Source organism: Dietzia cinnamea NBRC 102147, from assembly GCF_001571065.1.
Lineage (GTDB): Bacteria > Actinomycetota > Actinomycetes > Mycobacteriales > Mycobacteriaceae > Dietzia > Dietzia cinnamea.
Map to the genome: position 1 here is coordinate 73260 of NZ_BCSW01000010.1, position 11291 is coordinate 84550.

Sequence of the window (11291 nt, forward strand, 5' to 3'; positions counted from 1 at the left end):
ACCACGACCGCTAGATGTCCGACGACGAGGGCGTTTTGTGGTTGAGGACGACGGGTTCGCCCTCGCTGTGGACGCCGAACTCGATCCGGTGGCCGGCCGATGACGGCGTCGCGGTCGACGGTGTGCTGCACCGGCACCGGGTCAGCCGAGGTCGGACACGATGCGCTTGGCCAGTTCCTCGGAAGACTGCGGGTTCTGGCCGGTGTAGACGTTTCGGTCCACGACAACGTGCGAGCTCCACGGCTCAGCGGCCTTGGAGTAGTTCGCTCCCAGCTCGACGAGCTTGTCCTCGAGCAGCCAGGGCGCGTTGGCGGCCAAGCCCACCTGCTCCTCCTCGTCGTTGGAGAACCCGGTCATCGTGTAGCCGGCGAACGGAGAGGAGGCCGGGTCATCGGACGCGGCGAGCACCGCGGCCGGCGCGTGGCACAGGAGCGCGACGTGCTTGCCCCCGCTGACGCGCTCCCGGAGGATCGCCCCGGAGGTCTTGTCGACGGCGAGGTCCTCCAGCGGGCCGTGGCCGCCCGGGTAGAACACCAGGTCGAACTCGTTGTGGTCGACGCTCGCCAGGTCGGTCGGCGCCTCGAGAACCTGAGCGAGACGGTCGAGGGAGGCACGGACGTGCTGCAGGGTCTCGGGGTCGCCCGCGCCCTCGTCGAGGCTCGCCTGGTCGACGGAGGGGGTGCGGCCGCCCGGCGTGGCCACGGTGATGGACCATCCGGCGTCGGAGAACACCTCGTAGGGGGCCACGAACTCCTCGGCCCAGAAGCCGGTCGGGTGCTGGGAACCGTCCTTGAGAGTCCAGTGGTCGGCTGCGGACAGGATCATCAGTACGTTCACCATGAGCGCGACCCTACTGATCCGAGACGGCCTCGCAAGTGGTCTCACCGAGTCACCTCGCGCGTGACCTCGCCCACAGATATATACATCTTCACCTGAACCACATGTGACAGAGGATGACATTCGCGATCCCGCTACCAGCACCTTTCTGCCGCGCGAGCGATTGGCGACATATCAGCAGGTCAGGACGGGTGCGGTCCGGGAGGCTGCTTAGGGAGCAAAACGTTGAAGAGCGGTGGGGCGACCCTTAGCGTTCACGCGGCATGAGCTGAGCGGCTCACGCGAGTCGAGGGGTGACCCGGGCCCCTCCCGGTGCATTGAAGGAGTTCTCGTTGGCCACAAAGCCCGTCTTGCTCCGTCGCACTGCTCCACTCACCGTCCTGACCGGTCTGGCACTGCTGGGGTTCTCGGCAGGGGCGGGAATCGCATGGATGACTGGGGCTACCGCCTCAGCATCCACGAACCACCGCGCGGATCCTTCCGTCGCGCAAGCGGGTTTGGTCTCTCCGACGACAACCGGCCCGACGTCCACAGCGGCCACATCGACTCCGGCGACGTCGACAGCACGCGTAGATGCCAAATCGCCGGAGTCTTCGAGATCCGAGGGGCCCTCGCCCGGGCCGGCGCCTGCTTCCGCACCCGCGCCCGCCGTCCGCGTGCCAGTGGCGCCCGTACAACCACCCGTGCGGCCGCGGTACACGCCGGCTCCCGCGCCGCAGCCTGTGCCGCCACCCGCACCAGCGCGGGCGCCGGCGCCCGCACCGATAGTGCCAGCAGCGCCTGAGCTGCCTCCGATCAACATTCCACTACTACCCGTCAATCCTCAGCCACCCATCCAGCCGCGGCACGTCACCCTCGGCTGAATCTCGCCAGAGAAAAATCGGAATATCAAGGAGAAAACACAATGATCCCCGCTGGAATCCTCGCCGCCATCGCCGCGATCGGGACCACGATCACGGCCGCCCTCGTCGGTCTCGGACCCGCTGCCGCGTCCGTGGCCGGGCCGGCCATCGCCGCCGGCCCGCCCGCGGTCGCCGGCGTTGCCGCGGCGGCGCTGGGCGGTGCCGGCAGCCTCGGCGCGCTCGGCGTCGGTGCCGGCGCCGCCGGTACCAATCCCCATGTGGCCGGCGGCCTCCAGAACGCCGGCGCCCAGATGTACAACGATGCGGTCGGGTCGGTCGCGGGTGCCGTCAACGGCCTCAACATCCCCGGCGTGCACATTCAAGTGAACTGACCCGCCGATCAGCGCTCGGCCCCGCCGGATCCCGACTCAGATCGGATCCAGCGGGGCCACAGTGTTTCAATTGGGCGGTGACCAGCGTGACCTACCTTCAGCAGACCACCGCGGATCAGCTACGGCCGGCCGATCCCGTCGACCTCACCATCACGCGCGTCTTTCCCGCCGAGCCCACCTTCAATGAGCGGATGTACCGCGAGATCGGCAGCGACTGGAAGTGGGGCGACCGCCTCGACTGGTCGCAGGGTCGCTGGGACTCCTACTGCTCCGACCCGTGCGTCAGCACCCTTCGAGCAAGACTGGGCGACGAGGTCGTCGGCTACGCAGAACTGCGCATGAGCCCCTGCGACAGCGCAGCCGACGCTGCCACCGCAGCCGGGATCGGACCCGCCGGTGACGGAGTCGACGTGGAGATCGTCTACTTCGGCATCCTGCCCGCTTTCGCCGGCGGCGGCCTGGGCGGCTGGTTCCTCTCCGAGGTCTGCCGCATCGCCTGGAACGTTTCGGGCTGCCGTCGAGTGTGGCTTCACACCTGCGACGACGACTCCCCCGCCGCCATCCCCAACTACCTCGCCCGCGGGTTCGTCGAATACGCCCGAGCCGGCACTGGCTGCTACGCCTGCACTGCGTGATCCAACGAGCGGGCCCGGCTCACTGCTCCGGAAGCCGGCTCAGCGCCCGCCCACTCATCCGGGAGATCAGCTTCTCCGCGACCGCCCCGAACGCCTGCAGCTCGTCGTCGTCGAATCCCTCGAACAACCAGTCGGCGAGGCCGACGCGCGCCGTCACCACCTCATCAACGATCCGTCGCGACTTCTCCGTCAGGCTCACCAACCGCACCCGGCGGTCATCCGGCGGCATCGTTCGCTCGACGTGACCACTCGCCACCAGGCCGTCCACCAGCGCCGTCACCTGGCGCGGTGAGCAATCGAGGTACGTCGCCAGCTCCACCTGCTTGCACTCACCCTGCAGGCCCAGCACGAACAGCAACTCCAGCCGCGGCACCGTCAGCCCGTAGTTCGCCGCCGCGCGCGCGATGTGCCCGGCCATCTGCTCGGAGAGCATCAACGCGCGATCGAGAACTTCCCTCGACGATAGTGCCACGTGTATATAGTTACCACTATTCACGGTTTCATCCCCGCCGGGGGCCGGTGGGCGACCAGTCTCAGGAGACACCATGGACGTGACCATCCCGGCGGGCTTCGACTTCACCGACCCGGACCTGTTCGAGAAACGGCTCCCGCACGACGAGTGGCGCCAGCTCCGGCGGACACAACCCATCCACCGCGTGGACAAGCGCCCCGGCTCCGACGGGTTCGACGACGACCACTACTGGCTCGTCACCAGGCACGCCGACGTCAAGGAGATCTCCCGGCTGACCGGCGAGATCTTCTCCGCGGGGGAGAACACGATGATCCCGCGGTTCGCCGAGGGCACCCCGCGCGAGATCATCGAGGCCCAGCGCGCGATGCTCGTCAACGAGGACGGCGAGATCCACAAGAAGCACCGCCGGATCATCTCCCGCGGCTTCACCCCCCGCGGCGTCGCCGGCATGCGCGACGAACTCGCCGACCGGGCGCGCAAGATCGTCACCGCCGCCGCCGAGAGCAACGCCGACGACTTCGTCACCTCCATCGCCTCCGAGCTGCCACTCCAGGCGATCGCCGACCTGCTGGGTGTGCCGCAGGAGGACCGCCACAAGATCTTCGAGTGGTCCAACATCATGACCAGCTACGACGCCGGCGGAGACCCCGACGCGCCCGCCATCGCGTCAATGGAGCTCATCGGGTACGCCAACGCCATGGCCGAGGACCGTGCCGCCAACCCGCGCGACGACATCGTCACCAAGCTCGTCCAGGCCGACGTCGACGGCGAACACCTCTCCGCCGAGGAGTTCGGCTGGTTCGTCACCCTCTTGGCCGTGGCCGGGAACGAGACCACCCGCAACGCCACCACACACGGCATGGTCGCGATGCTCGAACACCCCGAGCAGTGGGAACTGTTCAAGCGTGAGCGGCCCGAGACCGCCTACGACGAGATCCTCCGCTGGGCCTCGCCGATCACCCAGTTCCAGCGCACCGCCATGGAGGACACCGAGATCGGGGGCGTCTCCATCGCCAAGGGCGACCGTGTGCTGATTTGCTACGGATCGGCGAACTTCGACGAGGAGGTCTTCGACGACCCGTTCACGTTCACCATCCTCCGCGACCCGAACCCGCACGTGACCTTCGGCGGCCAGGGCCCGCACTACTGCCTGGGCGCGAATCTCGCGAAGATGCAGCTCGAACTGATCTTCAACGCCGTCGCCGACCACCTGCCGGACCTCACCGCGCTCGGCGATCCCAAGCGCCTGCGCTCCGGGTGGCTCAACGGCCTCACCGAGTGGAAGGTCGACCTGGGCGTGTGCCCCGTGGCGAGCTGACCAGCCCGCTCAGGCCAGCCACGCCTGCAGCACCATGTACGTCGCCGTGCCCAGCACGATGCTCGCGGCGGCGCGCCGGAACGCCAGGTGCACGCCCAACGTGAGCGCGAGCGCGACGGTCGCCGGCAGCCACGAGCCGAGCGCCGTGGTGGTGTCGCGCAGGGTGTAGACCACCAGGACCACCATCACGCCGGCCGGCATGGTGCGGCCGAGATAGCGGACGACGCCCGAGTCGCGGAGGCGGGTGAGCGCGAGGAACGGGGCGGCCCGCAGCGCCACGGTGACGAGGAACATCACGCCCAACCCGGCAAGCAGGTAGGCGGTCCCGGGGACGGCGGTCACGCGACATCACCCCCGGTGCGCTGCGTCTGTTCGGCGTGCTTCGCCCGCCCGGTCCGCTGCAGCCACGCGTACCGCACCAACAGCACGCCCACGAACGCGCACAGACCCACGATGAGCATCTGGTCGGGAGCCACCACGGCGGCGACCAGCCCGCACACCAGGCCGATCACCGGCGCGGGCAGGTCGCCGGACGACCGCCACGCGTCCACGGCCAGCACGGCGAACAGCCCGGTCAGCGCGAACTGCAGTCCGTCCAGCCCCTCGGGGAGGGCGGTGCCGACGAGCGCTCCGATCACGCCCGGGATCACCCACAGGGACTGGCAGGTGATCGCGATGGTCAGCGTCCGCGGACCGCTCATCTCCGCGCGCCGCTTGGTCGACGTGATCGCGTAGACCTCGTCGGTGAGCGCGTACACGGCGTACAGCCGACCCAGCCGTGAACGGATAGCCTCGAGCGGGAAGCTCAGGCCGTAGAAGACGTGGCGGAAGTTCACCAGGAACGCCGCGGCGGCCAGCGAATACAGGGGGGTGACGGCAGTGAGCAGGCCGATCGCCAGGAACTCCATCGACCCGGCGTAGATCACCAGGGAGAACACGGGCGCCCACCACCAGTCGAACCCCGCCTGGGTCATCAGCACCCCGAACGCCAGTCCGAGCGGCACCAGTCCGAGCCCGACCGTCGAGCAGTCGGCCAGACCCTTGCGGATCTCTGCGCGGATCTCTGCGCTGGCGGAGGGGCTGGTCGACACGCCGGGCAGTCTAGCCAGCCACGATTTCGCATCACCCCCGACAGAGGCCTACCGCCGCCCGGCCGGCCGGCGCAGACTCGACCCATGGACGCACATCAGACGGGCACGCCACCCGCGCCGACGGTGTGGCACTGTTTCCGGTGCTCCGACGCCCGGACGGTGATCGACTGGCTGGTCGCGACCCTGGGGTTCGTGGAAACGGCGTGTTACTCCGAGGACGGCGTGGTGACCCACGCGGAGCTCCTGTGGCCCGAGGGCGGGGGCGTGATGCTGGGCGAGGGCGGGCGCGGTGCGGACGATCCGCACGCCTCGCCACCCGGCACCGGTCTGGCCTACGTCGTGACCGCCGACGCGGAGAAGGTGTACCGCAGGGCCGTGGACGCCGGAGCCGAGGTGGTGCTGGCGCTGCAGGACACCGACTACGGGGATCGCACCTTTTCCGTGCGGGACCCGGAGGGCAACGTGTGGTCGGTGGGGCAGTACCGGGGCGCGCCCCTGCCCTGACGATCTCGCGATGCGGCGGTCAGGCCCGGCGCTGGTCGGCGGCGGGTACGAGCGGAATCGCCAGCGCCGCGATCACGGCCGCGCCGGCGAACACCGGCCAGTAGCCGACGGCGTCGATCACCGCGGCGACCAGGGGAGTGGACGCCGAGATCGCCACGAACTGGGTGGTGTTCTGCACCCCGAGCGCCCGGCCGCTCCACCGGGGCCCGGCGAACTCGGCGACAGCGGTGAACGCCAGGCCGTTGTCGGACACCGAGAGCACGGTCGCGATCACGCCGAGCGTCACCGCGATGACCCCGGGCGCGCCCAGAGCTTCCGCGGCCGCCAGCGCGGCCAGTCCGGCGGTCACCGAGATCGCCACGCCGCGAATGGGCGTCATGCGGGACCCCACCCGGTCCGAGACCGCGCCCGCCACGATCCGCGCGACCGCGCCGAGCACCTGACTCACCGTCACCACGACGCCCGCGGACACCGCCGACCAGCCGTGCCCCAGCACCAGCCACGTCAGCAGGAACGCCTGCAGCATCCCCTGCGGCAGCACGAGCAGCACCGACACCCCGTGGACGCGGTACAGGTAGCCGGACCCGCGGTACGGCGAGCCGTCCGTCGCCGCGCCACTCACCGCCTCACCGTCGGCGCCTGTCGCCGCGCCACTCATCGCCTCGGCGCCCGCGTCGCGCGTGGCCTCGGGTGGAGGCGGATCGGTGACGACGACGAGGGCCGCCACCGCCGAGACAGCGGCCATCGCCAGGGGGAGCGCGAACGCCGCGCCCAGACCGTACGACTGCGCGAGCAGCGGCATGGTCATGGCCGCGACCGCGGAACCGGCCGGCTGCGACATCTGGCGGACACCCATGGCGAGCCCGCGGCGGTGCGCGGGGAACCAGCTCACGACCAGTCGCCCGCTCGCCGAGTTACCCGAGGCGGTGAAGGCGCCCGTGACCAGCAGCAATACCGCCAGCAACACGAACGACTCCACGAACAGTGCCGCGGTGAGGGTGACGGCGGCACCGACCGACCCGGCGACCAGGACGACCTTCTCCCCGGCACGGTCGACGAGCCAGCCCCACGCGATCAACGCCGCGGCCATGCCGACCAGCGGCATCGCGACCAGGATCCCGCCCTGCGAGAGGGACAGTCCCATGACGCTCGTGAGATGAGGGAGCAGGAAGCCGACGCCGATCACGAACGCCGATCCGGACGCGGCGACGAACGTGGCCACGGCCAGCACCAGCCAGTGCCGGGCCGTCACCGTCGTCGACTCGCCGCCTACCGTCTCCACCTGCAGGAGCATATGTCACTGCCCAGAATACGGAAACATCGTACCACATTGTGAGACAGCGCGAGGCGGCGATGTCAGTTGAGGTCGCCGTCCTGCAGGTACGTGGCGTACAGGGGCAGGGGCATCTCCTGGCGGCGCAGCACCGCGCCCCATACGTCGACGCGGGCGGGCGCGAGCAGATCGCTGGGCAGGCTGGGCGCGACGTACCAGTCGCCGCGGTCGAGCTCGTCCTGCAGCTGACCGGGCGCCCAGCCGGTGTACCCGACGAACACCCGCATGCCGTCGATGTGCTCCCGCAGGAGGTCGGGATCGCTGTCCAGGTCCACGACGTGCACGCGGCCCTCAATCTGCTGGAGCCCGCTGAACCGGTGGCCGTCGACGCCGGCGCTCAGCACGACCAGGGCGATGCCGGTGTCGGGTTTGACGGGTCCTCCGATGTGGAACACGGACGGGGGAGCGCACAACTCGGACCAGGCGGGCAGGATCTCCTCGACATCGGTCTCGCTGCGCCGGGTGATCACCACGCCCAGCGACCCGGAGTGGTCGTGTTCGATCATGTAGATGATCGCGCGCCGGAAGTTCGGGTCGGGCATGTCGGGCGCGGCGATGAGCAGTGAACCGGCGACGGGATCCCGCTTGTCCATGGCGTCGTAGAGGCGGTCGCCGAACAGGCCTCCGCCGCTCAGATCATCCGGTCCCGTGTCCATGTATCCATGATGCCCCCGTCGTCGCCGGGCCACACGCGCGTCCCCTCGATCGGGTCTCGCCGCGGTGATCGGCGGCCCGGCCGCGAGCGCTACCGTGACTCCCGTGACCTCACCGCCCACCGACCCGGCCGTTCCCACCCGGGGCCGCCTGGCCGCCGCCCTGCGCGAATCCGATGGTCTGGGTCGGCTGTCGACGGCACGGCTGGCGGCGTTGCTCAGCGAGGGCATCCATCAGGCCGCCCTCGGCGGGATCGTGCTGTTCAGCCCCGAGTCGGGCACCACTCCGGCGGCGATCGTGGGCGGGTTCGCAGTGATGCTGCTGCCCTATTCGATCGTCGGGCCCTTCGCCGCGGCCGCGCTGGACCGGTGGGACCGCCGGGTCGTGGTGGCCGTCGCCGCCCTGGTGCGGACCCTCGCGATCGTCGCGACCATCGCGCTCATCGCCGCCGGCGCCGTCCACTCGGGCGCGGGTCTGACGGCGCTGTTCGTCCTGTCCCTCGTGGCGATCGGCCTGGGCCGGCTCATCAACACCGGGATGACCGCGGCCATGCCCAAGGTGGTGCCCGACCGCCTCCTCGCGGCCACCAACTCGGTGCTGGTCACGGTCGGTTCGGTCATCACCGCGGTGGGCGCGGTCGCGGCGTTCGCGGTGCTCGCCGTCCTGGGCGCGGGCGACACCGCGGTCTCGTGGACCCTCGTGCCGTCCGTGGTCACCGCGTTGGCGGGGGTGTGGGCGATCCTCGCCCTGCCGCGGCGCCACCTGGGACCCGACGACGACGAGGTCCGCTCCCACCCGGTCGAGGCCGTCACCCGCCGTGCCGCCCGGGCGTTCGCCGGGGGACTCGCCGAGGGCGTCCGGGCCGCCCGTTCCTCGGCCCTGGTGTGGGTGTCGTTGACCGGCGTGACGCTCGGGCGGGCCGCGTTCGGGATCACGACGATGCTGGCGATCCTGCTCCTGCGCGATGCCGAGTCCGGCGGGTCGGGCGGCCCGGTCGTCGCCGGGATGGGCGGATTCGGCTTGATGTCGGCGGCCGTGGCCGCGGGCATGGGTCTGGCCGCGGTCGTCACACCGTGGGCCATCGCCCGAGCCCGACGCGTCCTCGTCGTCGCCGCCGGGGCCGGTGTGTCCGCGCTCGCCCAGCTCGTCGTCGGACCGACCCTCGACCCGACGGCCCTGGTGGTCGGCGCGGTGGCGATCGGCCTGGGGGCGCAGGTGGTCAAACTCGTCGCCGACAACGCCATGCAGACCGACGTCCCCGATGTCCGCCGGGGCGGGGTGTTCGCCCTCCAGGACGCGCTGTTCAACTCGGCGTTCGTCGTGGGCATGCTCGTAGTGCTTCCGCTCGTGCCCGCGGACGGCCGGTCGGTGTCGCTGATGGTGGTCCCGGCGGTGCTGTACGCCGCCGCGGCCGTGATCGCGCTGGTGGTGGGCACGCGATCAGGAGCCCAGACCGAGCGAGCCCGCGGCGATCGAGCCGCCACCCACTGAGCCCCCACCAACAGAGCCCCCACCCACCGAACCCGCACCGACCGACCCGGCGCCGATGCTTCCGGCACCGACCGAGCCGCCGGCCGCAGAGCCGCCCCCGACGCTGCCCGCGCCGGCCGACCCGGTCGCGGCGGACCCTGCGGCGGCCGAACCCGCGGCCGCGGAGCCGGCTCCGAGCGCGCCCGCGTCGATGGCCCCGACGTCCACCGAGCCGGCCACCGACCCCGCGTCGACGTGCGGCAGTTCGACATGCGGGAGCTCGATGGTGGGGAGCTCGATGCGGGGCGGTTCGAAGTGCGGCAGCTCGATGCGCGGGGGTTCGAACGGCAGGGCGGTGTCGAGGCGACCGTTGCCGTCGACGTCCGCGACCGACAGCCACCCGCCGCCCGTGTCGACCGTGATCGATCCGTCCTCCTCGACGACCGGGGCCGCGGGCTCGGGGACCGTGCCACCCTGTACCGGCGGGGGCGGGGCCGGGGCTGGCTCGGTGACCGGGGGAGTCGACCATCTGGACGAGTCCGCAGCCGCGGCGGAGCCGTGATGGATCGCGCCGATCGCATCGGACAGCAGCGAACCCCAGTCCGGCAGCGCCCCCAACGACTGCGAGCCCGCGGCGATCGCGTCCGACCCTGCGGCCAACGCACCGTCGACGAGGCCGTCCGACCCGTGCACCCCTGCCGCGATCGACCCGGCCGCCAGGGAGCCGGCGCCGACGGAGCCGAGACCGACCGAACCACCGCCGACCGAGCCCGCACCCACCGAGCCACCGCCGACGCTGCCTGCGCCGACCGAGCCACCACCGACGCTGCCCGCGCCGACCGAGCCGGCGCCCGCGGCTCCCGCGCCGAGAGAACCCGCCGCGAGCGCCCCCACGCCACCCGCGTGCACGTTCCACACGCCGCGGTTGCCGTCGTCGGCGTAGGCGACCTGACCGGCGGCGCCGACGTCGGTCACCACACGGTCCGCGGTGCCGTCGACGTCCGAGTCCCAGAGGGCGTCATCGGCGTACCCGTCGCCGTCGAAGTCCAGCCACAGCGCGTCCGGCGCGCCGATTCCGAGGGTGAGGTCGGGCTCGCCCTGCCACTGCGTCGGTTCACCGACGCCGTCTCCGAAGAAGTAGTCCATGCGCCGATCGTGTCGCTCACGAACCGCACCGACCAGAGCCACCGGCCGATCTGTGGAGAGCCCACCGAGTTGTCCACAGGCCACGCGGAGCGCTTGACGCCTTTCCGCTCGTCGCGCGGCAGTTGCCGCCCGATCGTGGGGCCACGCCGTCCCGAGGAGCGGCGCTGCGGAGGCTCGCTCGGGCCCTACGGCATCGCGGTCAACCGTCGAGTGGTCAAGAACGGCAACAATTCCCCAGGTCACCGCCGCCGAGAACCGGCATTTGCGACCACTCGGCGAGCGGGGCGCTCCGAGCGGCGCTCGTGCGGTGAGGTGCGCGCTGCCGAAGCGGGCCGACTGGAGCCCGAGTGGGCGAGCTGGCTCGGTGGGGCGCCACGGGGGCCCCGGCGAGCTGGGCGGCTCGCCGCGGCGCACACCCGCCATCGAGTGGTCAAGAGCGCCCACGCTTCTCCAGGTAAGTGCGGCCGACGACCGGCATTTGCGACCACTCGGCGAGCGGGGCGCCCCGAGCGGCGTGCAGCGGGGCGGAGTCGGCAGCGTGCCGCCGGGCCAGGCGGGCGCGGCGGCGGGCGGACCGGGGGCCGGCGCGGCGAGCAG

At 71.3% G+C, this 11291-nt stretch carries 12 protein-coding genes; 5 read left to right on the forward strand and 7 right to left on the reverse strand.

The features are described from left to right. Positions 1 to 141 precede the first annotated feature (141 nt). Positions 142 to 840, reverse strand: coding sequence for a type 1 glutamine amidotransferase domain-containing protein (locus DCI01S_RS06025; RefSeq protein WP_061228382.1), 699 nt, complete (start codon positions 838 to 840; stop codon positions 142 to 144). Between the two features lie 901 nt (positions 841 to 1741). Here DCI01S_RS06025 and DCI01S_RS06030 point away from each other — a divergent pair. Further along, positions 1742 to 2071 carry a hypothetical protein gene (locus DCI01S_RS06030; RefSeq protein WP_061228383.1) on the forward strand — a complete coding sequence of 110 codons (330 nt, stop codon included), beginning with the start codon at positions 1742 to 1744 and terminating at the stop codon, positions 2069 to 2071. 77 nt (positions 2072 to 2148) lie between these two features. Next, entirely contained in the window at positions 2149 to 2706 is a 558-nt protein-coding gene (locus tag DCI01S_RS06035; RefSeq protein WP_061228384.1) for a GNAT family N-acetyltransferase, read from the forward strand. Between the two features lie 19 nt (positions 2707 to 2725). On the opposite strand, the gene DCI01S_RS06040 is transcribed toward DCI01S_RS06035, so the two are convergent. Further along, on the reverse strand, positions 2726 to 3139 hold the full coding sequence (locus DCI01S_RS06040) for a MarR family winged helix-turn-helix transcriptional regulator (protein WP_061228385.1): 414 nt from the start codon (positions 3137 to 3139) through the stop codon (positions 2726 to 2728). A 112-nt stretch (positions 3140 to 3251) separates the two neighbouring features. Between DCI01S_RS06040 and DCI01S_RS06045 the strand changes: the two genes are divergently transcribed. Next, positions 3252 to 4496, forward strand: coding sequence for a cytochrome P450 (locus tag DCI01S_RS06045; protein WP_061228386.1), 1245 nt, complete (start codon positions 3252 to 3254; stop codon positions 4494 to 4496). Positions 4497 to 4505: 9 nt separating this feature from the next. On the opposite strand, the gene DCI01S_RS06050 is transcribed toward DCI01S_RS06045, so the two are convergent. Next, positions 4506 to 4790 carry a branched-chain amino acid transport AzlD family protein gene (locus tag DCI01S_RS06050; RefSeq protein ID WP_061228395.1) on the reverse strand — a complete coding sequence of 95 codons (285 nt, stop codon included), beginning with the start codon at positions 4788 to 4790 and terminating at the stop codon, positions 4506 to 4508. Between the two features lie 44 nt (positions 4791 to 4834). After that, complete coding sequence (locus tag DCI01S_RS06055) at positions 4835 to 5587, reverse strand: AzlC family ABC transporter permease (protein WP_061228387.1); 753 nt, start codon at positions 5585 to 5587, stop codon at positions 4835 to 4837. Between the two features lie 84 nt (positions 5588 to 5671). On the opposite strand from DCI01S_RS06055, the gene DCI01S_RS06060 reads away from it, so the two are divergent. Further along, entirely contained in the window at positions 5672 to 6091 is a 420-nt protein-coding gene (locus DCI01S_RS06060) for a VOC family protein (RefSeq protein ID WP_061228388.1), read from the forward strand. Between the two features lie 19 nt (positions 6092 to 6110). Here the strand turns inward: DCI01S_RS06060 and DCI01S_RS06065 are convergent, their stop codons facing one another. Further along, positions 6111 to 7343 carry an MFS transporter gene (locus DCI01S_RS06065; protein ID WP_082767667.1) on the reverse strand — a complete coding sequence of 411 codons (1233 nt, stop codon included), beginning with the start codon at positions 7341 to 7343 and terminating at the stop codon, positions 6111 to 6113. Positions 7344 to 7447: 104 nt separating this feature from the next. Further along, complete coding sequence (locus DCI01S_RS06070; protein WP_007633273.1) at positions 7448 to 8080, reverse strand: YqgE/AlgH family protein; 633 nt, start codon at positions 8078 to 8080, stop codon at positions 7448 to 7450. A 103-nt stretch (positions 8081 to 8183) separates the two neighbouring features. On the opposite strand from DCI01S_RS06070, the gene DCI01S_RS06075 reads away from it, so the two are divergent. Further along, a complete protein-coding gene (locus DCI01S_RS06075) occupies positions 8184 to 9569 on the forward strand; it encodes an MFS transporter (protein WP_061228390.1) in 1386 nt (461 codons plus the stop codon). On the opposite strand, the gene DCI01S_RS06080 is transcribed toward DCI01S_RS06075, so the two are convergent. After that, on the reverse strand, positions 9519 to 10694 hold the full coding sequence (locus DCI01S_RS06080) for a hypothetical protein (protein WP_061228391.1): 1176 nt from the start codon (positions 10692 to 10694) through the stop codon (positions 9519 to 9521). The genes DCI01S_RS06075 and DCI01S_RS06080 overlap by 51 nt on opposite strands. Positions 10695 to 11291: the final 597 nt, after the last annotated feature.

Excerpts from the sequence above, each read along its gene's own strand:
- DCI01S_RS06025 (WP_061228382.1), bottom strand. The coding sequence starts at position 840 with ATGGTGAACGTACTGATGATCCTGTCCGCAGCCGACCACTGGACTCTC.
- DCI01S_RS06030 (WP_061228383.1), top strand. The coding sequence starts at position 1,742 with ATGATCCCCGCTGGAATCCTCGCCGCCATCGCCGCGATCGGGACCACG.
- DCI01S_RS06040 (WP_061228385.1), bottom strand. The coding sequence starts at position 3,139 with ATGCTCTCCGAGCAGATGGCCGGGCACATCGCGCGCGCGGCGGCGAAC.
- DCI01S_RS06045 (WP_061228386.1), top strand. The coding sequence starts at position 3,252 with ATGGACGTGACCATCCCGGCGGGCTTCGACTTCACCGACCCGGACCTG.
- DCI01S_RS06050 (WP_061228395.1), bottom strand. The coding sequence starts at position 4,790 with ATGTTCCTCGTCACCGTGGCGCTGCGGGCCGCCCCGTTCCTCGCGCTC.
- DCI01S_RS06060 (WP_061228388.1), top strand. The coding sequence starts at position 5,672 with ATGGACGCACATCAGACGGGCACGCCACCCGCGCCGACGGTGTGGCAC.
- DCI01S_RS06070 (WP_007633273.1), bottom strand. The coding sequence starts at position 8,080 with ATGGACACGGGACCGGATGATCTGAGCGGCGGAGGCCTGTTCGGCGAC.
- DCI01S_RS06080 (WP_061228391.1), bottom strand. The coding sequence starts at position 10,694 with ATGGACTACTTCTTCGGAGACGGCGTCGGTGAACCGACGCAGTGGCAG.